Source organism: Enterobacter cloacae complex sp. 385G4, from assembly GCF_057320665.1.
The window spans coordinates 525602-547665 of sequence record NZ_JBXWDD010000001.1; the positions used below are offsets into that span (position 1 = coordinate 525602).

19 protein-coding genes are annotated in these 22064 nt (G+C 54.1%); 10 read left to right on the forward strand and 9 right to left on the reverse strand.

The features are described 5' to 3' along the window. Positions 1-11: 11 nt before the first annotated feature. Positions 12-2189, forward strand: coding sequence for a type I secretion system permease/ATPase (locus tag AC2FAJ_RS02660; RefSeq protein ID WP_041910074.1), 2178 nt, complete (start codon positions 12-14; stop codon positions 2187-2189). Beyond that, positions 2186-3361 carry an HlyD family type I secretion periplasmic adaptor subunit gene (locus AC2FAJ_RS02665; protein ID WP_485453779.1) on the forward strand — a complete coding sequence of 392 codons (1176 nt, stop codon included), beginning with the start codon at positions 2186-2188 and terminating at the stop codon, positions 3359-3361. Before AC2FAJ_RS02660 ends, AC2FAJ_RS02665 begins: the two co-directional genes overlap by 4 nt. A 34-nt stretch (positions 3362-3395) precedes the next feature. Here the strand turns inward: AC2FAJ_RS02665 and AC2FAJ_RS02670 are convergent, their stop codons facing one another. Then, complete coding sequence (locus tag AC2FAJ_RS02670) at positions 3396-4280, reverse strand: helix-turn-helix domain-containing protein (protein ID WP_028013087.1); 885 nt, start codon at positions 4278-4280, stop codon at positions 3396-3398. A 280-nt stretch (positions 4281-4560) separates the two neighbouring features. Between AC2FAJ_RS02670 and AC2FAJ_RS02675 the strand changes: the two genes are divergently transcribed. Continuing rightward, a complete protein-coding gene (locus AC2FAJ_RS02675; protein WP_060571861.1) occupies positions 4561-6024 on the forward strand; it encodes an EAL domain-containing protein in 1464 nt (487 codons plus the stop codon). Positions 6025-6049: 25 nt separating this feature from the next. On the opposite strand, the gene AC2FAJ_RS02680 is transcribed toward AC2FAJ_RS02675, so the two are convergent. The 3 genes from AC2FAJ_RS02680 to AC2FAJ_RS02690 all read right to left on the reverse strand — a co-directional run bounded on the left by AC2FAJ_RS02680 (position 6050) and on the right by AC2FAJ_RS02690 (position 9154). Then, a complete protein-coding gene (locus AC2FAJ_RS02680) occupies positions 6050-6322 on the reverse strand; it encodes an ElaB/YgaM/YqjD family protein (RefSeq protein WP_028013089.1) in 273 nt (90 codons plus the stop codon). 119 nt (positions 6323-6441) lie between these two features. Continuing rightward, entirely contained in the window at positions 6442-7110 is a 669-nt protein-coding gene (locus tag AC2FAJ_RS02685) for an epoxyqueuosine reductase QueH (RefSeq protein WP_028013090.1), read from the reverse strand. Between the two features lie 253 nt (positions 7111-7363). After that, entirely contained in the window at positions 7364-9154 is a 1791-nt protein-coding gene (locus AC2FAJ_RS02690; RefSeq protein ID WP_485453780.1) for an LTA synthase family protein, read from the reverse strand. 204 nt (positions 9155-9358) lie between these two features. Between AC2FAJ_RS02690 and AC2FAJ_RS02695 the strand changes: the two genes are divergently transcribed. The 3 genes from AC2FAJ_RS02695 (at position 9359) to AC2FAJ_RS02705 (ending at position 12639) form a co-directional block, all read left to right on the forward strand. Further along, positions 9359-9634, forward strand: a complete 276-nt coding sequence (locus AC2FAJ_RS02695) for a metal/formaldehyde-sensitive transcriptional repressor (RefSeq protein WP_028013093.1) — start codon at positions 9359-9361, stop codon at positions 9632-9634. A gap of 31 nt (positions 9635-9665) precedes the next feature. Continuing rightward, positions 9666-10784: an S-(hydroxymethyl)glutathione dehydrogenase/class III alcohol dehydrogenase gene (locus AC2FAJ_RS02700; RefSeq protein ID WP_041910069.1), complete on the forward strand. Its 1119-nt coding sequence runs from the start codon at positions 9666-9668 to the stop codon at positions 10782-10784. Positions 10785-10944: 160 nt separating this feature from the next. Continuing rightward, the gene (locus AC2FAJ_RS02705; protein ID WP_041910068.1) at positions 10945-12639 is read left to right on the forward strand and encodes a methyl-accepting chemotaxis protein; all 1695 of its coding nucleotides are present in this window, start codon (positions 10945-10947) and stop codon (positions 12637-12639) included. A gap of 76 nt (positions 12640-12715) precedes the next feature. Here the strand turns inward: AC2FAJ_RS02705 and AC2FAJ_RS02710 are convergent, their stop codons facing one another. The 4 genes from AC2FAJ_RS02710 to AC2FAJ_RS02725 form a co-directional block, all read right to left on the reverse strand. Beyond that, positions 12716-15097 carry a glucose/quinate/shikimate family membrane-bound PQQ-dependent dehydrogenase gene (locus AC2FAJ_RS02710; protein ID WP_163332349.1) on the reverse strand — a complete coding sequence of 794 codons (2382 nt, stop codon included), beginning with the start codon at positions 15095-15097 and terminating at the stop codon, positions 12716-12718. A gap of 255 nt (positions 15098-15352) precedes the next feature. Beyond that, entirely contained in the window at positions 15353-16276 is a 924-nt protein-coding gene (locus tag AC2FAJ_RS02715; RefSeq protein WP_163332348.1) for a LysR substrate-binding domain-containing protein, read from the reverse strand. 182 nt (positions 16277-16458) lie between these two features. Beyond that, positions 16459-17343 (reverse strand): SDR family oxidoreductase, encoded by an 885-nt coding sequence (locus tag AC2FAJ_RS02720; protein ID WP_028013098.1) that lies wholly within the window; start codon positions 17341-17343, stop codon positions 16459-16461. Between the two features lie 64 nt (positions 17344-17407). After that, complete coding sequence (locus AC2FAJ_RS02725) at positions 17408-17797, reverse strand: YdeI family stress tolerance OB fold protein (protein WP_045630393.1); 390 nt, start codon at positions 17795-17797, stop codon at positions 17408-17410. Between the two features lie 139 nt (positions 17798-17936). On the opposite strand from AC2FAJ_RS02725, the gene AC2FAJ_RS02730 reads away from it, so the two are divergent. From AC2FAJ_RS02730 to AC2FAJ_RS02745, 4 genes are read left to right on the forward strand one after another with little or no spacing between them, the layout of a single operon-like run. Beyond that, complete coding sequence (locus AC2FAJ_RS02730; protein WP_041912012.1) at positions 17937-18440, forward strand: hypothetical protein; 504 nt, start codon at positions 17937-17939, stop codon at positions 18438-18440. Positions 18441-18449: 9 nt separating this feature from the next. Next, complete coding sequence (locus AC2FAJ_RS02735; RefSeq protein ID WP_028013100.1) at positions 18450-18896, forward strand: DUF421 domain-containing protein; 447 nt, start codon at positions 18450-18452, stop codon at positions 18894-18896. A gap of 11 nt (positions 18897-18907) precedes the next feature. Then, positions 18908-19426 (forward strand): 2-oxo-tetronate isomerase, encoded by a 519-nt coding sequence (locus AC2FAJ_RS02740; RefSeq protein ID WP_041910062.1) that lies wholly within the window; start codon positions 18908-18910, stop codon positions 19424-19426. Between the two features lie 17 nt (positions 19427-19443). Next, complete coding sequence (locus AC2FAJ_RS02745; RefSeq protein ID WP_248112286.1) at positions 19444-20430, forward strand: SDR family oxidoreductase; 987 nt, start codon at positions 19444-19446, stop codon at positions 20428-20430. Here the strand turns inward: AC2FAJ_RS02745 and AC2FAJ_RS02750 are convergent, their stop codons facing one another. Further along, positions 20431-22056: an alpha-amylase family protein gene (locus AC2FAJ_RS02750; protein ID WP_485453781.1), complete on the reverse strand. Its 1626-nt coding sequence runs from the start codon at positions 22054-22056 to the stop codon at positions 20431-20433. Between the last annotated feature and the right edge of the window lie 8 nt (positions 22057-22064).

Genomic DNA, 22064 nt, shown 5'->3' on the forward strand with positions numbered 1-22064 from the left:
ACCCGGAGATTATGAAGACACATCCACAGTACGAACCCTGGCTGCAGGGCATGCTCATCATCGCGAAGCACTACCGGCTGGACTTTTCGGTGGAGCACGTTCGGGTCACGATTAACCATGAAAGTCAGTCTCCGCGCCAGCTGGTGCTGGAGGAGATGGCGCGCCAGCTAGGGCTGGGAATGCGCGTGGCGACGGATGCAACATCTCTCGATCCGTGGCGCCTGCCGCTGCTGGCGGAATTCACTGGCGGTCAAATCGCGGTCATTAACCGCATGGACAACGAAGGCAACGTCAGCCTGCAGTTCAGCGGCGACGGCGGGCTGGAGACGACGCTAACGCGGGACGCGCTCGGCTCACGGTTGAAAACGCTGCTGGTGCTGCGCCCGCTAGAGTCTACGCCTGATGCCCGCGTGGACGACTACATCAAACCGTATGAGAAAAACTGGTTCTGGCAGCTGGCGCTGAAGGACTGGCGCCGCTACAGCGACATCATGCTGGTGGCGCTGGTCGCTAACGTGCTGGCACTCTCCGGCATGGTCTTTTCCATGCAGGTGTATGACAGGGTGGTGCCGTCGCAGTCGGAGGCCACGCTGTGGGTGCTGTTTGGCGGCGTCATGCTCGCCATCGTGTTTGAATTCATCATGCGCATGCTGCGCGTGCATATTTCGGACGTGGTGGGGAAACGCGCCGACCTGCGCATTTCAGAACGCGTCTTTGCCCACGCGCTCCGGATTAAAAACGGGGCGCGCTCCAAATCAACCGGATCGTTTATCGCCCAGATCCGCGAGCTGGAGTCGGTGCGCGAGCTCATCACCTCGACCACCATTGCGGCGATCTCCGATCTGCCGTTCTTCCTGCTGTTCGTCTTTATTCTGTGGATGATTGGCGGTCCACTGGTGCTGGTGGTCCTGCTCGCCGTGCCGCTGCTGCTCATTCCGGGCCTGCTGGTGCAGCGCCCGCTGGGGAAACTCTCCAGCGAAGGGATGCGCGAATCCGCCATTCGTAACGCGACGCTGGTGGAGGCGGTGCAGGGTATTGAAGACATCAAGCTGATGCGCGCCGAGCAGCGTTTCCAGAACCAGTGGAACAACACCAACGACGTGGCCGCCAGCGTCGGCATGAAGCAGCGCTGGCTGACGGGGCTGCTGTTGACCTGGACCCAGGAGGTGCAGTCCATCGTCTATGCGGTAGTCCTGCTGGTGGGCTGTTACCTGGTCATCAGCGGCGACATGACCACCGGTGCGCTGGTGGGAACCTCGATTCTGGCGTCGCGGACCATAGCGCCGCTGTCGCAGATCTCTGGCGTGCTCTCGCGCTGGCAGTCGGCAAAAGTGGCCCGCAAGGGGCTGGACGACCTGATGCAGCGCCCGATTGACGATCCGCAGCACGGGAAGAAGGTGCATAAAGCCCACCTGCGCGGGGATTACCGGCTGGAAGACGTCGGCTTCTACTATGACGAAGAAGAGAAACTCACCGTGCTGAACATCGGCAAACTGCACATTCGCGCCGGTGAGCGCGTGGCGGTGCTCGGGCGTAACGGCTCCGGTAAAAGCACGCTGCTGCAGCTTCTGGCGGGCATGCAGGAGCCGCAGCAGGGGAGCATTCTGCTGGACGATATTGCTCTCAATCACCTTGACCCGGCTGACGTGCGCCGCGACATGCAACTGCTCAGCCAGCAGGCGCGGCTGTTCTTCGGCTCCTTGCGTGACAATATCCTGATGGGCAATCCGCTGGCGACAGACGAGGAAATCCATCAGGCGCTGGTCAACAGCGGCGCGCTGGAGTTTGTGCGCAAACAGAAAATGGGGCTGAACTATATCATCAACGAAGGGGGAGCTGGGCTTTCAGGCGGACAGCGTCAGGCGCTGCTGCTGGCCCGCGCGCTGATCACCTCGCCGAACATTCTGCTGCTGGATGAACCTACCGCCTGGCTGGACGAGATGAGCGAGAAGCAGTTTATTCAGCATCTTCACAAATGGCTGGGCAAGCGCCGGACGCTGGTGGTGGCAACCCATCGCCTGCCGATTCTGGATTTGGTCGACCGCATTATTGTGCTAGAAAACGGCAAGGTGGTGATGGACGGCCCGCGCGACGCGATCCTGCATCAGCACGGGCTGGCGCCGCAAAAGGCGGCACAGCGCACCGTGACCATGAAGCCGGCGGCTGTTGCAGAGGAGGGTGCGGCATGAACGATTTCTCCCGTTATAACAGCCGTCTGAAAGAGCCGCGCCTGCCGCGATCCTCGCTGGTGGCATGGTCGCTGTTCGCCCTGCTGGCGATGTTTATCGCCTGGGCGAGCCTGTTCCAGCTGGACGAAGTCACGACCGGCAGCGGCAAGGTGATCCCGTCTTCCCATGAGCAGGTGATTCAGTCCCTGGAAGGGGGGATTATCCACAGCCTGCTGGTGCGCGAAGGCGATATCGTTGAGCGTGGTCAGCAGCTGGCACAGCTTGACCGGACTAAAACCGAGTCCAGCGTGCTGGAGAGCGAGTCTCGTCTGAACGCGGCGCTGGCAACGGCTGCGCGACTGAAGGCCGAAGTTAACGACACGGAACTCGCGTTTCCCGAGGAACTGGACGATGACGTTGAGCTGGTCAAACAGGAAACGGCGCTCTATCAGTCCCGTCGCGAGAGCCTTGAAAAAGGGCTGGCCGGCTTACGTCAGGGCGCCGAGCTGGTGCAGCGCGAGCTGTCGTTGACCCGTCCGCTGGTGACCCAGGGGGCGGCCAGCAAGGTTGAGGTGTTACGTCTTGAGCGTCAAAAAAATGAGCTTGAGAATAAAATCACCGAGATGAAAAATCAGTATTACGTCCGCGCCCGTGAAGAGCTGGCGAAAGCCAACGCGGAGATTGAAGCCCAGCGTTCGGTGATGAAAGGGCGTGAGGACTCCCTGACCCGGCTGACCTTCAACGCGCCGGTGCGTGGGATTGTGAAGGATATTGACGTGACGACCGTGGGCGGCGTTATTCCCCCGAACGGCAAGCTGATGAGTCTGGTCCCGCTGGACGACCAGATGGTGGTTGAGGCGAAAATCTCGCCGCGCGATGTCGCGTTTATCCACCCCGGCCAGAAAGCGCTGGTGAAAATTACGGCCTATGACTACTCCATCTATGGCGGGCTGGAGGGCGAGGTGACCATGATTTCGCCGGACACCCTGCAGGACGAGGTGAAAAGAGATGTCTACTACTACCGCGTCTATATCCGCACCGACAGTAACCACCTGACCAATAAGCAGGGCAAAGACTTTCCGGTCTTTCCAGGGATGATTGCAACGGTAGATATTAAAACCGGCAGCAAAACCATCCTGGATTATCTGTTGAAACCGCTGAACAAGGCAAAAGAGGCGCTGCGCGAGAGATAAAGATTGGCGTTCGGGATACCGAACGCCATTTGTATTATACCGTTGACGTTACGTTGTTTGGGTGGCGTCGCTCCTTCGGCACCACGTTAATGTAATGAGTAACATAGGCGAAATATAATCCGGCATAGTTTTCGACCAGTTCGAAAAACGCCGGATACACCGACAGGCGACCGTCACCGCGATCTTTAAGATAACCTGCCTCATGCGCCGATTTGATAATCCGGTTGACGTGGATCCGGGAGACAAAGAATTCTTTAGCGAGCGTACTGGCGGAATATTGAATAACCGCGCCGTGGGCGGATTTGTTTTTTATGGCCTGCAGGTAAAGATACAGCATAATCATGCGGCCTCCATCCTTATCAATAAATAATCCCACTTCCGGTAAAACTTTCCTGAACGTTAATCCCCGGAAAAGATATTCTGCCGCGCGGCGGAAGAAATTATTTCTCAATGTGTCATTATCCAGCAGATTTACATCAATATTAAACGTCGGGTAAAGAATGCTGACGGGTAAAAATGCACCGGACATATAGCGTTTGAGTTCATTCAATCCTTTTTCGGTTGGGGCAATTCTCGTTTTTCGCCGGTCTTCCGTACAGCGCCAGGTCCTGATGCGTCCCGTGGTTCTGAGTAACGTAATGATCGCAATAACGCTGTTGGGGCTGGCTATTTTATAGCGGGAACATAACTCTTTTATCTCTGAGACGGATTCGGCCTGATTGCCAAATATAAAACAACACATGGAAAGAATAATGTTAAACCGTGATTCCTGAAGCATTGTCTTGTAGAACAAGGGTTGTTTTTTGTAGATGGCGTCATTGATTGTGTAGTGCTCTAATATTGCCTCACTAAACCGCGGGTTGCTTTTTATAACATCCCTTCGATGTAGCAAGGCCCTGGATGAGATGTGATTATCCATAGCATTTTTCTCGTATTTGATGAGCCGATAGATGAAGTATCCAGCCTTCTTTTTCGGAATTTTCATTATACCTGAGAATAAGTGGCTTGCGGTCGGTATTTTAAAAGAAATATAGAGTTATATTTATGCGTGGAAAAGGGTGATTAACGCAAAGATGTTACAGTGCATGGCGTTGATAACAGTATCTTAACCTGATGGTGTATTGTAAAATTATTATACACACCGCTGTTGGTTTACATACTCATAATAATAATGGCGCTTTCGTGCCCAGGAGCAGGTTATGACCCACCAAATTTCTCTCAGGAATGTTGCGTGCAACGAGCAAAGATTTGTCATTTCAACCTGCGGCTTTACGTTTCAGGGATATCACCTGCTGCTCAAAAAGTACGGCATAGAGACTGCGCATATTCACTTTGATGGAGATGAATTATCTGATCCTGACAAGGAAAATATCCTTATTCATCAAAACGCTCACATCGTAGTGTTCCTGGGAAAAGGTACGGTAGCTCTCCTGGAGAGCCTGACGCGACTGGCATCCGTACTCAATGCACTTCCTGTTATTCGTCGTGTTACCCTGTATGGTGATATACCGGACAGCTGGCTGTATCGAACCCTGGGTAGTCTTCTAAATAACAGTCATCAATTATCATTGATTCGCATAGCCAGCGTATCTGATGTAATAACCTGTTTCCACACCCACAATAATGGCTTTAAAGACCGCTCGCGCTTATTACGCGATTACTATCTGGACTGTTCTTCGTCAGAAAAGCTCAAATGGCTGACAAGAAGAGAGGTTGATGTTTTATTGAACTTCTATCGCGGCATGTCTATAAAAGACCAGTGCGACAAACTGAGGCTTTCTAATAAAACGGTTTACACCCATCGTAAAGAAGGTCTGCAGAAATTACATTGTATCAAGCGATGGTTGAATGAACCGCGCAATGTAAAAGTGGAAAGGCGGATTAAAAGCCAAAATCAAAGAGTGGACTTCACGGATAAAGAAGCGGAAGTTTTTAATGCGCTGGTGAAAAGGGAGATATTTCCCGCCTACCAGATCATTACCGATCGTGACAAGAAAGGGGTGGGGTTTGAGATACTTATTCGCTGGAATAAGAACGGTAAAATAGTCAAGCCAGCCCGTTTTCTGAATGATATCGCTAATTATGAAGTATGGCTAAAGATTACGGCTATGGTGATCCACGCCGCCGTGTCCGGGATTAATAAATATAACGGTAAATTCTATTTTTCCGTTAATATTCCGCCTCGCCTGGCGTCCGGGAACGCGCTGCCAGAGATGGCCAGGAAAGCCATCGGCATGCTGCTTAACCCCCAGTGGGCAGAAAAGCTGGTCTTTGAATTCGCGGAAGATATTGATGTAACGAAAGATAAAAGCATCCCAGAAACCATGCGGCACCTGCGTAATACGGGGTGCAGACTGTTTCTTGACGATTGCTTCTCAAGCCATCATGCCATGTTCCCCGTGAGGCAGGTGCATTTTGATGGGCTGAAACTGGATCGGGACATCGTCGATCATTTTGTGGCGAACGACAACGATTATAATCTGATTAAAGCGATACAGATTTACAGCGACATGACCGGAACAGCTTGTATTGCAGAGGGCGTTGACAGTGAGGAGAAGTTTGAAAAATTAGTCGAGCTGGGTGTGAAAAACTTTCAGGGATATTATCTCTCGCGCGCCGTGAAAGAGGAGGAATTAGACCGCATGGTGAGATTGTTCAGCTAAAAAATAAAGCCCCGAAGGGCCTTGTTTATTTGCGTCCCAGCAACAGGCCAAGCACAATACCGACCGCACCCGCGGCGATAAGACCGGTGAGCGGGTTATTTCTGACCGCTTCAGTCACGTCAGAGACAGCATCGCTGGCCTGTGCGGCATATTTTTTCGCAGCGCCTTTTACCTGATGCTTCGGTGAATCAACGAATTCACCGAACTGCTGCTGGGCTGAACCTGAAAGTTCATCAAATTTATTTTTTGCTTTGTCTTCAGCAAACTGGGTGTTTTTATCAGTACCGAAATCAGACATTTTTGCCTCCTTTTGTTGATAGTTAAAGGATAGCCTCTCTTTGAAAAGATGAGAGGCGGAACGCTAAATTTCGGAGGGAATTGGCCGGTTTTCGGATATATCTACACCAGAAGAGGGCGTTATTTTTCGTTCTCATCCTGGCCGTAATACAGCTTGCCAATGCGGATAAGCGGGCGGCCCTGCGACTTGCGGTGCAGGTTGCTGTCCCGAAGGGAATACACGCAGCCGCAATATTCCTGCTGGTAAAACTGTTCACGCTTGCTGATCTCAATCATTCGTGATGAGCCGCCCTGTTTGCGCCAGTTGTAGTCCCAGTAGACCATTCCCGGATAGCGCGCTGCCGCACGCTGGCCGCAGTCATTGATCTGCTGCATATTCTTCCAGCGAGAGATCCCCAGTGAGCTGCTGATAACGCTGAAACCATTTTCCGCCGCGTAGAGCGCCGTACGCTCGAAGCGCATATCGAAGCACATGGTGCAGCGGACGCCGCGCTCGGGCTCCCACTCCATGCCTTTGGCACGCTCGAACCAGTTATCGGTATCGTAATCGGCATCAACAAACGGCACGCCGTGTTTTTCTGCAAAACGAATGTTTTCTTCCTTACGGATGAGGTATTCCTTTTGCGGATGGATGTTGGGGTTATAGAAGAAAATGGTGTAGTCAATGCCCGAGGCCTGAATAGCTTCCATGACTTCACCGGAGCAGGGGGCGCAGCAGGAGTGCAGCAGAAGTTTATCGGCGCCGTTTGGCAGGGTGAGCTGCGGGCGGATGAAGGGGGTTGTACTCATGTTGTTCTACAATATGTTAATGAAATTTATGGAATTGTAGCACAAGTTATTAATGTCTTCAGACGGTACTGGCGGGAACGGGGGTTAGCGCGCGGGCTTGACTTCGTACTGAGTGGCGCCGTTAATCAGTAAGTTGCTGTGCAGTAATAGCCCGATGGAACTGAGTGAATTCCACCGGGACGTTGCTGAGAAGCTAAGACTGTAAAACCTGTTTAATATCAGTATGCCGGTATATTCATTGCCACTTTAAACATCATTTTTCATCGCCTTCGAATAGTGCCATCGAATATACCCATGATGGCATCGCATTGATTTTTTCTTCATACGAATGACTTGTGTCAAAACATCGATTTTTAACGTTATATCTGAAGCTTGTTAGTCCGGAATTAATTAAATATTTATCAATAAGAGATGAAACGCAAAAATAGGGTTGATTATTCGCTTCCTGAGCAAGTTTTTCTAAGTTTTTATCATTGCCCGCAGCGACAAACACCGGGACATCGCCGTAATCTGTCGGTTTGATATCCCATTTAAATACAAAATCATTGTCATTTTCACCTGTTTTGCTGAAAAGATTGGATGGCAGAACATTCTTGTTCATGAAAAATTTATTCAGTGCAGGCTTATGATCGCCATAAACAACAACAACGGCATTCGGATCTATTTCTTTTACTTCCTTGTAGAAGTCAACAAAGCGGTCAACTGCTTGTTTCAATTCGAAGGTATAGATGTACTCGCCTGAGTCGTTCTCATGAGGGTACGGGCCATGTGTTGACATGGTAATTAAATTCATGAAAATGTTCTTTCCGTCAGCTTTTTTTAAATGTTCAATGGCTGACTTGTAAAGCAGGTAATCATCGGGTTGCCATTGCCATTTTTTTCTACCTGCCACAATTTGGTCAGGCAGGCTTATAGTCGACATTTCATAAAGGCCATCGAAGCGTTCAAAGCCAAATTTTTTATAAACAGTATCCCTGTGCCAAAACTCTTTCAAATAATTGTGTGCGGCATAGGTGATAAAGCCTTTATCGCCCAGAGCGCTGGCAATGGAATCGGTATGCGATTTGAACTGTGTCGCATATTCTTGATAAATTATGCCAGATAATACCCTTGAATTACTGGCGAAGCCGGTGAGCATTTCAAATTCAACATTCGCAGTACCTCCGCCATAAACGGGTGAAGTTGCTCGAAACGTAACAAAACCTTCATTTAATATTGGGGTGATAATTTCTTTGAAGTTGGCATTGTCATACCAGCATGATTCGCACAGGACGTAAATAACTGTTTTATGTTTTGGTAATTCCTTACTCCCTGCGCGCTTTTCAAGATTGTACGTATCTTTATTGTTTTTACTGGCTAAAGGTGCAGATTTTCGAGAACTGGTCATCACGACATGCATTGCCATTCCATTATCCTGCAGGTTTTCAGGCCAATTCCAGGATTTATAAGTGACATTCATTTCCTTAGCTAATAATATCATTTTACGGGAGAAAATGCTGTCTTCGCCAAAGAGAGAGCTGAAGTGAGTATAAAAGGAAAATGGTAATATGGTGATAAAACTGATGGCAAGTACAATGGTGTTTTTCTTTGTTGTGTAAAATGTCCTACTGATAAAACATAAAATAACACACAATGAAATTGCGAGGAAAAGCAAGAGTATTGGCCAGGCTGTCAGGTAATGTTTTGCAATGGTTATGTTGGATTGAGAAAACAAATCATTCCAGGACAACACTTCACCCGTGAGTGATAGCTTGATGCCACTGATGTATTCAAGCAGTTTTAAGAGTAAAAAAACAACATAGGCTGAAACGAATGATGGAAGTTTTACCAATCGGAGAAAGATATAGGCTAAAGGCAGTGGACTGGCAAGCCATAGATAATGTAATAAAGAATATAAATAATTTGGTAATGGTGCGGGGTTTTTAATTTCAGCGATAGCTAATGTGAAAAAAACAATAATGAAAAAGAAATCGAGTAATGATGACGTGAATTTTTTGCGATAGTTATTTGAGATGAGAGACGTAGTTTTAAAGAGCACGTTCATGCTGGGGCCTTAAAATGAATAATTCTGATTATATCATGCAATTCTTGGATGTGTCATTACCTGGCGGGGGGGACCGTATGGGGAGTTAACGTCGCTTTATGTCCAACACAGCCTGTTGAACATGTTTATCACCCTTGTAAACATAATGTTTACAGATTAAGAATAAAAAAGTTACTATACCCCCCTACAGTATCAGGAGGGCGTATGCCGCATTCACCCGAAGATAAAAAACGTATTCTTACCCGCGTCCGCCGCATTCGGGGTCAGGTTGATGCCCTTGAACGCGCGTTGGAGTCGGGCGACCCCTGTCTGGCCATCCTGCAGCAAATTGCCGCCGTGCGCGGCGCTGCCAATGGTCTGATGGGCGAAATGGTTGAAATACATCTCAAAGACGAGCTGGTGACGGGAGACACAACGCCGGATCAGCGAGCCGTACGCATGGCGGAAGTCGGCCATTTGCTGCGCTCTTATCTAAAATAAATCCACACACCTGACAAAAAGGGAAGACATGATGAAATCTCGCGCAGCTGTTGCATTTGGCCCCGGCCAGCCGCTGAAAATCGTCGACATCGACGTCGCACCGCCGAAAAAAGGCGAAGTGCTGATCAAAATCACCCATACCGGCGTGTGCCATACCGATGCGTTTACCCTCTCCGGTGACGATCCGGAAGGCGTCTTCCCGGCGGTGCTGGGTCATGAAGGCGGCGGGATTGTGGTGGAAGTGGGCGAGGGCGTGACCAGCCTGAAGCCAGGCGATCACGTTATCCCGCTGTACACGGCGGAATGCGGCGAGTGTAAGTTCTGTAAATCCGGCAAAACTAACCTCTGCCAGGCCGTGCGCGCTACTCAGGGGAAAGGGCTGATGCCGGACGGCACCACCCGTTTCTCCTACAACGGTGAGCCAATCTATCACTACATGGGTACCAGCACCTTCAGCGAATACACCGTTTGCGCGGAGATCTCGCTGGCGAAGGTCAACCCGCAGGCGCCGCTGGATAAAGTCTGCCTGCTGGGCTGCGGCGTAACTACCGGCATTGGCGCGGTGCATAACACGGCAAAAGTCAAAGAGGGCGACACCGTGGCGGTGTTCGGTCTCGGCGGCATTGGTCTGGCAGTGATTCAGGGTGCGGTGCAGGCGAAGGCCGGGCGTATCATCGCGGTCGATACCAACCCGGAAAAATTCAAGCTGGCGGGTGAAATGGGCGCGACCGATTTCGTGAACCCGAAAGATCACGAGAAACCGATTCAGGACGTCATCGTTGAGATGACCGACGGCGGCGTGGACTTCAGCTTCGAGTGTATCGGCAACGTCAACGTAATGCGTTCTGCGCTGGAATGCTGCCACAAGGGCTGGGGTGAGAGCATCATCATCGGCGTGGCCGGGGCAGGCCAGGAGATCAAAACCCGTCCATTCCAGCTGGTGACCGGACGCGTCTGGCGCGGCTCCGCGTTTGGCGGCGTGAAGGGGCGTACCCAGCTTCCCGGCATGGTGGAAGACGCGATGGTCGGTAAAATACAGCTCGACCCGTTCATCACCCACCGTTTGCCGCTGGAGCAGATCAACGAGGCGTTCGATCTGATGCACGAAGGAAAATCCATCCGCACCGTCATTCATTTCGGCGACAAGTAACTCTTCTGCCAGCGGTTTTTAGCCGCTGGCAGTTCTTTAATAATCTTCTCTAAAGTGTGACCAGTGCGGCGTTTTTAGCCGTAATCTAAATCTCTGCCGTGCCGATGACTATCTAACAGGCGTGTTTTTGCGCATCTTACCTATAAGAGAGTCGACGGTCATGGACAACACTTCTTCGATGCAGGCGCAGCGCAAGCTGAGCTTCCTGCATCACATCAGGCTGGTTCCGCTGTTTTCCTCCATTCTCGGTGGCATTATTCTGCTGTTTGCCTTGAGTTCGGGTCTGGCGGGGTATTTCCTGCTACAGGCCGACAACGATCAGCAGGACGTTACGTCCGAAATTCAGGTGCGTATGGGGCTGTCGAACAGCTCAAACCATCTGCGCACCGCGCGTATCAATATGATCCACGCCGGCGCGGCAAGCCGTATCGCGGAGATGGAGGCCATGAAGCAGAACATCCGCGAGGCGGAAACGCGCATTAAGCAATCCCAGGATAGCTTTACCGCCTATATGCATCGTTCCGTCCGTAGCGCTGCGGACGAAGCGCTGGATGCAGACCTGAAGGCACGCTACGACGCCTATATTGCGGGCCTCCAGCCGATGGTCAAATTTGCCAAAAACGGCATGTTCGAGGCGATCATCAACCACGAAAATGAGACCGCGCGCCCGCTGGACGACGCTTACAACGCCGTTCTGCTGAAGGCGATTAAGATCCGCACCGACCGCGCCAATGCGCTGACGGCGCAGGCGCACAGCCGCACGCAGCTGGGTCTGATGTTTATGGTGGGCGCGTTTGCGCTGGCGCTGGTGCTGACCGCGATGACCTTCGTTGTGCTGCGCCGCACGGTCATTAATCCGCTGCAGCGTGCAGCGAAACGTATCGAGAATATCGCCAAAGGCGACCTGACGATGCCGGACGACGTGGCCGGACGCAGCGAAATTGGCCGCCTGACGCGCGATCTGCAAACCATGCAGCACTCCCTTGAAACAACGGTCGGCACCGTCCGTCAGGGAGCGGAGGAGATCTACCGGGGTACCAGCGAGATCTCTGCCGGTAACACCGATCTCTCATCACGCACCGAGCAGCAGGCCGCGGCGATTGAGCAGACTGCCGCCAGCATGGAGCAGCTGACCGCGACGGTGAAGCAGAACGCCGATAACGCCCATCATGCCAGCAAGCTGGCGGAAGATGCCTCCGGGAAAGCCAGCCGCGGCGGCCAGATGGTCTCCGGTGTGGTCAAAACTATGGGCAATATCTCAAGCAGTTCGAAGAAAATCTCTGAGATTACCGCGGTGATCAACAGCATCGCCTTCCAGACCAACATCCTGGCGCTTAACGCGGCGGTAGAAGCGGCGCGGGCGGGCGAGCAGGGACGCGGGTTCGCCGTGGTGGCCAGCGAAGTCCGTACCCTGGCAAGCCGCAGCGCCAACGCCGCAAAAGAGATCGAAAGCCTGATCAACGAATCGGTCTCGCTGATAGATCAGGGTTCCGGTGAGGTCGTTGCCGCAGGCAATACCATGAATGAGATCGTCGAGGCGGTGAAGCGCGTCACCGACATCATGCTGGAGATTGCCGCCGCGTCTGACGAGCAGAGCCGCGGTATCGTGCAGGTCAGTCAGGCTATTTCGGAGATGGATAAAGTGACCCAGCAGAACGCCTCGCTGGTGGAAGAGGCCTCCGCGGCGGCGGCGTCGCTGGAAGAACAGGGCGCGCGTCTGACCGAGGCGGTCGGGGCGTTTCGTCTGAGCGGCAAGGCTCAGGGGCGTACTCAACAGCAGAACTCTGCGGCAGTAAAACCTGCCGCACTACGTCCGGCGGTAGCGCATAACGGTGATAACTGGGAAACGTTCTGAGTCGCCGGCCGTGTCGGGTGGCGCTTCGCTTACCCGGCCGACAAAAAAGGGACCTTTCGGTCCCTTTTTTCATCCGTTACTGCTTATCGGGTAACGCGTACGCGATAACGTAATCACCGCGATCCGGCGACTGGCGAGCGCCACCGGCGTTAATGACGATGTACTGCTTACCGGTTTTCGGCGAGACGTAGGTCATCGGGCCGGACTGGCTGCCGACCGGCAGGCGGTCCTTCCAGATCTCTTTCCCGGTGGCGGTATCAAACGCGCGCAGGTAGAAATCCTGGGTGCCGGCGAAGAACAGCAGGCCGGACTGGGTTGACAGCGACGCGCCCAGCGTTGGCATCCCGATTGGGATTGGCATGTGCATGCGAATGCCCAGCGGGCCGGTATCTTCTACGGTACCAACCGGTACCTGCCACACCAGCTTGCCGGTTTTCAGGTCAACGGCCGACATGGTTCCGAACGGCGGCTTCTGGCACGGAATGCCCAGCGGCGACAGGAAGCGCTCGCGCATCGCGCCGAACGGCGTGCCGTCCATCGGGACAATCCCCATCTCAATGCCGCTGGCGTTTTTCGCCACGTTCGCGCGCGGCACCATGTAGTTTGCCAGCCCCAGACGCATATCGTTGACGAACATCAGGCTGTTGTTCGGGTCAACGGAGACGCTGCCCCAGTTCATACCGCCGAGCGAGCCGGGGAACTGCAGGGAACGGTCGAGACCCGGCGGGGTGAAGACGCCCTGATGACGCATCTCTTTAAACTGAATGCGGCACAGAAGCAGGTCGACAGGCGTCGCCCCCCACATGTCGGACTCGGTCAACGTCTGGTTGCCAATCATCGGCATGCCCACGGAGTACGGCTGGGTCGGAGAGTAGCGTTCACCTTCAACGTTACCCGCCGGAACTGGACGTTCCTCCACCTTCGCCACCGGCTTACCGGTTTCGCGGTTGAGCATAAAAATCATGCCCTGCTTGCTGGTCTGCACCAGTACAGGCGTGGTGCCGCCTTTGCCGTCCGGCAGGTCGTACAGCAGTGGCTGGGAAGGCAGGTCGAAGTCCCACAGGTCGTGGTGGGTGGTCTGGAAATGCCAGCGTACCTGTCCGGTGGCGGCGTCGATGGCGACGATGGAGGAGCTGTATTTATCGTCCAGTGGGGTGCGCTCGCCCGCCCAGAAGTCCGGGGTGGCGTTGCCGGTTGGCAGGTAGATCAGGTTCAGCTTAGCGTCGTAAGACATCGCAGACCAGACGTTCGGCGTGCCGCGCGTGTAGGTTTGACCTTCCGGCGGCAGGCCGGTCAGGTTCGGATTACCAGGATCCCACGCCCAGGCCAGTTTACCGGTGTGAACGTCGTAGGCGCGCACCACGCCCGGCGGTTCGCCGGTGGAGAAGTTATCCGCGACGCGACCGCCGACGACAACAACGTTTCCGGCCACCAGCGGCGTGGAGGTCTGCTGATAATAGCCCGGCTTGATCTCACCCATGCCGATGCTCAGGTCAACGGTGCCATGGTCGCCAAAGTCATCGCAAACCTTGCCGGTATCCGCGTTGATGGCAATCAGACGGGCGTCGGTGGTCGGCAGGAACAGGCGGCGAGGGCATGCCGCTGGCGATGTCCCGGTCTGTGACGCTGTCACGTTTGCATGATCTTCAAAGTAGCCCAGACCACGACAACGCTGCCAGTTCGGGGCGGTGGCTTTCGAATCATAACGCCATTTTTCTTTCCCGGAATCCACGTCCAGCGCCAGCACTTTACTGTACGGCGTGCAGACATAGAGCGTGTCGCCAATCTGCAATGGCGTGTTCTGATCTTCCGCACCGGAGCCGTTGCTCTGCGGAATATCCCCGGTGTGCGCAACCCAGGCGACTTTCAGATCGCTGATGTTTTGCTTGTTAATCTGGTCCAGCGCGGCGAAGCGGTCGCCGTGGGTGGTGTTGCCCCAGTGTTCCCAGTTTTTCTGCTGTTCGCCGGGAGCAACGGGTTTCACCGGAACGGGCTCGTTCGCCGCCACGAGGGTTTGCGGCTTAAACATCCAGCCGAGGCTGACCAGCATCGCCAGTGCGAGAACCGCCGCAACGCTATAAGCCGGGGCTTTATTCGCTGCGCCGCGGTTGGCCGCGCGCAGGAAAGGCCAGACGATGGCGCAGAGGAAGGCCAGTACGGCAAAGGTGAACAGGCGCGAGAAGAGCGGCCAGAAATCCCAGCCCGCATCGCTTACCGCCCAGAACAGCGAGGCAATAAACGCGATGCCGTAAAGCACGATCCCGCTGCTGCGATTGAGGAAAATCAGGAGCGCGGCAATGACCATCACCACGCCCATTATCACGAAGTAAAAACTTCCGTCTACGGCGGCGAGCTTGAAGCCCAACCCGCCGACCGCCAGACCGATGAGCAACATCAGTCCGGCAAGGAGCCACTGCAAAATACGAGGTATCCCGCGCGGCGCGCTGCCAAATGCCATTTCTGTCTCCTTTGAATCTCTCCGCATTGCCGGGTGTGTACCATCTGGATAATAAATGCGGGTAGAGCAATGATTAAAACGAGTGAATTCTTGTTTGTATAACGATTAACGAACCAAATGGTGAATCCGCCGTTATGATAAAACTGTTAATTTGTTTTACGCAATTGTTAATGAATCATTCCGCATTATTTGATTAACGCACAGCCCAGTTCCCTCTCTCTGTGGGAGAGGGAACTGGGTGAGGGGTGAAGGGAATCAGACAGGCATAGATTTACGGATAGCGCTCAGCAGCGTTTGTGCGCCCGTGGAAAGGGGAGTATCTACCCGGGTCAAAATACCGATGGGTTCACCCGCACCGGGGGAGGCGATCGGCAGGGCGGTCAGCGTGCTCTGACGCAAATCATCTTTTACCGCACCGGAGGGGACGAACCAGACGTAGTCATAATCCAGGGTAAGCTGGCGCGAAAGAGAAGCCGAAAGCGTTTCGATGCACCCTGAGGGTAGCGTACACCCCTGCATCTGCAGCAAGGTTTCGGCGGCCTGGCGCGGGACGGTCCCTTTCGGGCAAACCACCACCGGCCACTCCATCACCCGGCTTAACGTCACCGTGTCCTGCAGCAGAGGATGATCGGGTCGAACCACCAGCTTCAGGGATTCCAGGAACAGCAGTTCATAATTGAGACCGCCCATCAGCTCGGGGTCGGACATTCGACCGATACCAAGATCAAGCTCACCCGATTTCAACCCCGCGAGCAGCATGGTGTTATTCATGGTGGCAACCTGAATAGTGGTATTTCGCTGCTGCTTGTGGAACTGACCAATAACGGGCGGCAGAATCCCCAGCGCCGCGGTTGGCAGGGCGCCGACGCGCACCACCTCGCTGGTCTGCTCTTCTTTTCGGTGCAGGGACTGGCCTGCGGTGTTGAGCGCATCCAGCACCTTCACGGCGTGCGTCAGGAACTGTTCGCCCACCAGAGTCAGCTGTGCCCCCAGCCGACCGCGGTCAAATAGACGGGCGCCGGTCAGCTGTTCCAGCTCATTAAGGGTTTTTGAGAGCGCGGGCTGGCTCAGGTTAAGAGTTTCAGCCGCGCGCCCCAGCGTTCCCTGTTGAGCGACGGCCACAAATGTATGCAAATGGCGCAAGCGTATGCGCTGACTGAACAGACCATTTTTTTCCATAGGCGATGTTAAAAACAGAGCGATGCGGGTGACAAGTTAAGTTGTTTAATTTTGATAACTTGATAGCAAAATATTTTTAACATTTGATCTGTTTGAGTTACAACATGTTTTTCAGGCGAGGTGGGTGATGAACGTCCTTGTTCATTTATTGCTCACTGCGGAGGGATATGCTGCAAAGCGGTTTAGATCACGCCGTCGCCGCCGTCAGAGCACCATACCTGACCGGAGGTAAAGGAACACTCATCCGAGGCCAGCGTGACGTACAGCGGGGCAATCTCGACGGGCTGTCCCGGACGACCCAGCGGGGTATCACCCCCGAACTCCTTCACTTTCTCCATCGGCTGGCCGCCGCTGGACTGGAGTACCGTCCAGTACGGGCCGGGGGCGACCGCGTTGACGCGAATGCCTTTTGGACCCAGCTGTTTGGCTAAAGATTTGGTAAACACCGCCAGACAGGCCTTCGTCTGGGCGTAGTCCAGCAGTACTGGGCTGGGCTTCACCGCCTGAACGGAGGAAGTGTTAATGATCACGGACGACGCTTTCAGGTGGCGCAGGGCGGCCTTGGTGATCCAGAAGGGGGCGTAAACGTTGGTTTTAAACGTCGCGTCAAAATCTTCGGTGGTCAGTTCTTCAAGGGATTCCCGGAACTGCTGACGGCCTGCGTTGTTGACCAGAATATCCAGCCCGCCCAGCTTCGAAACGGCTTCTTCGACCAGATTCTGGCAAAAGGTTTCGTCCCGGACGTCTCCTGGCAGCGCGATGGCCTTGCGGCCTTCCGCTTTGATCAGGTCGATGACCTCGGCGGCATCTTTCTCTTCTTCAGGCAGATAGTTAATGGCGACGTCTGCCCCTTCGCGGGCGTAGGCGATAGCCACTGCGCGTCCAATCCCGGAGTCACCACCGGTGATCAGCGCTTTTTTGCCGGCAAGGCGGCCATGCCCTTTATAGCTTGTTTCACCGTGGTCGGGTACAGGCTGCATTTCAGACGCCAGTCCCGGCGGCGTTTGCGGCTGTTCCGGGAACGGAGGTTTCGGGTAAGCGTTGGTACGTTGTGTAGTATCACTCATAGCTGACTCCTTAAGCCAAGGGGTGAGATTTGATGGATAGTTGCAGCGTTAACGCTTCGCTGAATTATTTCTGCAAACGATCAACACGAACGACGGCAGGCGATGATTTTTTATCAAGCGAACCGTTGATACTGATCATCTGATCGGGTTTTACCGTTCTGCCGTCGAAGACTGCCTGGGGAATAATAACGTCGATTTTTCCGGTTTTATCCTGGAATACAAACTTATCGCCGCTACCGTCAATAAGATTACCGCGCAATGAAATTGTCGCGCCATCGTGCAATTGTTTTGCCTGATCGATGGTCATAATACGCGCGTCGTCGGTTCCACGATATCCGCTGTCCAGCGCGTGGGGCGGTGGCGGTGCTTCACCTTTTTGTAACCCGCCGTTATTATCTGCCCATGCAACTGGAACCAGAAATATCAAAAAAGCGGAAATAAGTGATAATTTCATCTGATATCCTTCATTTTTGAGTGTCTTGACTTATTAAGTATTGTTGCTATTCCTTTATGTGGCAAATGTGATAAGTCTTAAAAACATTCTCCTTGGAAATCAAACCTATCATGAAATAAGCGAAACGGTGACAACGACCATGAAGCATGAAAATGAAAAGTTACCCGGGATAGATGAGAGTTATCGCTTGTTGAGGTTTGAATATTCATTTCGCCAGGTGGGTTTTGTGGTCCTTCTGGCTATTATCATCGCAGCGGTTGCTGGTCTGTTTTCCAGCGGGATGGTGAGCGATACGGCCAAAACCAATTCCGCTAACTCATTGAGCATAAACTATGAACGCTTCGGCCGGCGGGAGACGGAGTCAAGAATGCAGGTCACCTTCCCGGTGAAGACGGAGGGCAGCTATACCCTCAGCCTGACCACCGACAGCAGCGACGTATACGAGCCCGGCAGCGTCTGGCCGCAGCCAGACAAAATGTATAGCCACGGCAAAACCCTCTATTTGGTCTACGATGACCTGCAAAAATCAGACAACTTCTCTGTTTTATACTTCACGACACCTTCCAGAGCCGGTAAATGGAACACCGTCATCCGCGTCAACAACGAGCCGGAGATTAACCTCTGGCAATTTATTTACCCCTAGGAGGCTGATATGGATATGGTCTTTCGCGCGCTGGCGATTTATCTGTTTCTCGTGGTGGTATTTAAAGTGGCAGGGCGACGGGCGCTGCTGCAGATGACCAGCTTTGATCTCATCCTCCTCTTAATTATTAGTGAGGCGACGCAACAGGCGCTTTTGGGGCAGGATTTCTCCGTTACCGGCGCAATGATTACCATTACCACGCTGGTGGTCGTTGACATTATATTTGGCCTGATGAAGAAATATTTTTCCCCGGTGGAGAATATTCTTGATGGGACCCCTGTGATTCTGGTTGAGAATGGCGTTCCATTAGCGGATAAGCTAAAAAAAGTCGACGTATCTTGTGATGATATTCTGGTGTCAGCGCGTCAAAATAATGGCATTACAGAACTTAGCGAAATTAAATATGCCATACTTGAGCGCAATGGACATATTTCAATCATTCCTGTTGAAAAATAAGAGGCGGCAAGATGAGCAATCTTTTACACGACAGTCATTATACCGTGAGTGAACTCACCAAAAAGCTGGCGAGTAAATTAACCGATGCCGGGCTGCGCTTAACCACCGCGGAATCCTGCACGGGAGGAAAGCTCTCGGTGGCGCTGTGTGCAGAGGAAAACACGGCCGATTTTTATGACGTCGGGCTGGTTGTGTTCAGCGATGAGGCCAAATCGCGGATCCTCGGCGTGCGTCGGGAGACGCTGGCGCGCTATACCGCCGTCAGTGAACAGACGGTGACCGAGATGGCCGCCAGCATCCGCGACATTGCCCAGGCGGATATCAGCATCGCCATCAGCGGCTACGCGGGTCCGGAAGGGGGCGATGACGGCACGGCGGCGGGAACGGTCTGCTTTGCCTGGAATATCTGCGGTGAGACGAAAACCCGCACCGTCCTTTTCTCCGGCGACTGCCAGGATGTGGTGGAAAAAGCGGTGCAATTTTCGCTCGCTGAACTGGTGACAACATTATCGGACGGCAATAACGGCTAAATTCACGCGGAGGTTCTATGGCGGTCATAGTGATTACCGGCGGGACGGCGGGCGTGGGAAAAGCCACGGCGCTGAAATTTGCAAAGGCAGGTTACGATGTGGGGCTTATCGCCCGCGATGAAGCCAGCCTGCACTCCACCCAGGAAGAGCTGCGCCGCTTCGGCGTTAATGCCCACGCGGTGCAGGCGGACGTCGCCGACAGTCAGGCGGTGGTGGATGCGGCTAACGAGATCGAGTATCGCCTCGGGGCGATTGATGTCTGGGTTAACAATGCGATGGGGGCCGTACTGGCGCCGTTTCGTACCCTGACGCCGGATGAGTTTCGTCGCGTGACAGATGTTACCTATCTCGGATTTGTTAACGGCACCCGCGCCGCGCTGGAGCTGATGGTGCCCCGCGACAGGGGGGTAATTATTCAGGTGGGGTCCGCGCTGGCCTACCGTTCCATCCCTTTGCAGTCGGCCTACTGCGGGGCCAAAGCGGCGATCCGCGGGTTCACCGATGCGGTGCGCACGGAGCTGATGCACGAGAACAGCCGGGTTCAGCTTTCCATGGTGCAGATGCCGGGGCTCAATACGCCGCAGTTCGAATGGGCAAGGAATAAGTTCGCCTGGGCGATGCGACCGGTGCCGCCGGTCTTTGAGCCTGAAGTGGCCGCCAGCGCCATCTTTAAGGTTGCGCAGAAACCGGTGCGCGAGCTGTGGGTGGGCAGCAGCACTATCCAGTCCATCGTCGGGCAATTCTTCTTTCCGGCCTACCTTGACCGTCTGATGGTAAAAAAAGCCTGGGAAGGCCAGATGACCGACGATCTGAACGCAGCGGATCGTCGGGACTATCTCGACCAGCCGATTGACGACCTGCACAAAATCCATGGTCGTTTTACCGACGAAGCGAAGAACCGCGCTACGTCCGTCACCTCCGGTATGCCGGGCAAGGTGGCGCTGGGGGCCCTCGCGGTGGCGGGGATTATGTTGACGCGTCTGATAACCCGCCGGAAACGCTAATCAGCGCAGCGCGCTGCGGTGCGTCCAGAACCAGCGGTAGCCGTAGGCGCCAATAGTGAGTTCGACGGTTTTGCCGCAAACCAGCGCGTCGTCGTAGCGTTTGTCCGCGAGGCAGGCGGTCCAGGTGGCGTTGCGGATCCCTCTGGCGGTGAACTGCACCTGCTGGTCGCTGAAGTTTACGAAGGTCAGAATGCTGCGCTCGTCGGTCTCGTAATAGATCCCCAGGACCGCGTTATGATCGAGGGTGATGAGGCGAAAGGGCGCCACGGCAATTTCGGGGAACTCCGAGCGGGTATTGGCAATATCAATAATCCGGTGCAGGAGCGAGTTGCGGTGGAGCAGCGAATCGGCGACGTTGATTTTTTGATAGCGGTAGGGCCCGTGGTCGATTATCGGCGCAATAAATTTTTCAGGATCGGCTGCCGAAAACCCGCCGCCCTGTGAACCTGCCCACTGCATTGGGGTGCGAACGGCGTAGCGCTCCTCCAGTTCAAGGTCGTCACCCATGCCGATCTCATCCCCGTAGCGCATCACCGGGACGCCCGGCAGGGAAAAGAGCACCGCGTGGCAAAACGCCAGCCGCTTTGGATCGCCATTCAGCATCGGAGCCAGACGTCGGCGGATCCCACGCTGGTAGACGTTCATCTCCTTGTCAGGGGCGAAGGTGTCGAGCACGAACTGTTTATCTTTCTGGCTAATTCCTTCCAGATCCAGCTCGTCATGGTTGCGCAGCCAGTTGGCAAAACAGCATGAATCTGGCGGGACGATCATTTTCTTCACCGCGTTGCGCAGCGGGCGGGCGCTTTTTCTGGCCAGGCTGACGTAGAAATACTTGTTGAGCCAGAAGTTGAGCACCAGATGCAGGCGGTCGTTATTGCCGAAATAGTCTTTATAAACCTCAACGTCTACGTCCACTTCGCCGAGCAGGATCGCGTCCGGATTACGCTGTTCGATAAGACGGCGCATATGCTCGAGGATCCACAGGCCTTTTTTCTCGTCACCGCTGCCCGCCTGCTTCGTGAGGTGTGATGCGGCATCCAGCCGAAATCCCGACACCCCCAGCTTGAGCCAGAAGAGGATAATATTCTCAATCTCCTTAAGCACGGCGGGCGAGGTCAGGTTCAGGTCCGGCTCGTGGCGGTAGAACATGTGCCGGTAATACTGTCCCGCCTCGTCGTCCCAGCTCCAGACGCTCTTTTCCACGCCGGGGAACATGGGTGGCGTGTCGTCGTCGTCGTTATCCGACCAGATATAGTAATCACGATAGGGCGAGGCGGGGCTGCGGCGGGCCTGCTGGAACCAGGGATGGGCGTCCGAGGTGTGCTGGATCAGCAGCTCAATAATGACCTGCATGCCCAGCTCCCGGGCCTGTTCGATAAAGGCGATGATATCGGCCAGTTTTCCGAAGCGGGGGTCCACCTGCAGATGGTCGCTGACGTCGTAGCCCTCATCGAGAAAGGGCGTGAGGTAAAACGGGGTGATCCAGATAACCGTCGCCCCCATGCGGCGAATATAGCGCAGCTTGGCCGCGATCCCGGCGATGTCCCCGCAGCCATCGCCGTTCATATCGTAAAAAAGCGCGGTATCAATCTGGTAGATAATGGCCCGTGTATGCCAGTCCGTCATAGCGTTCC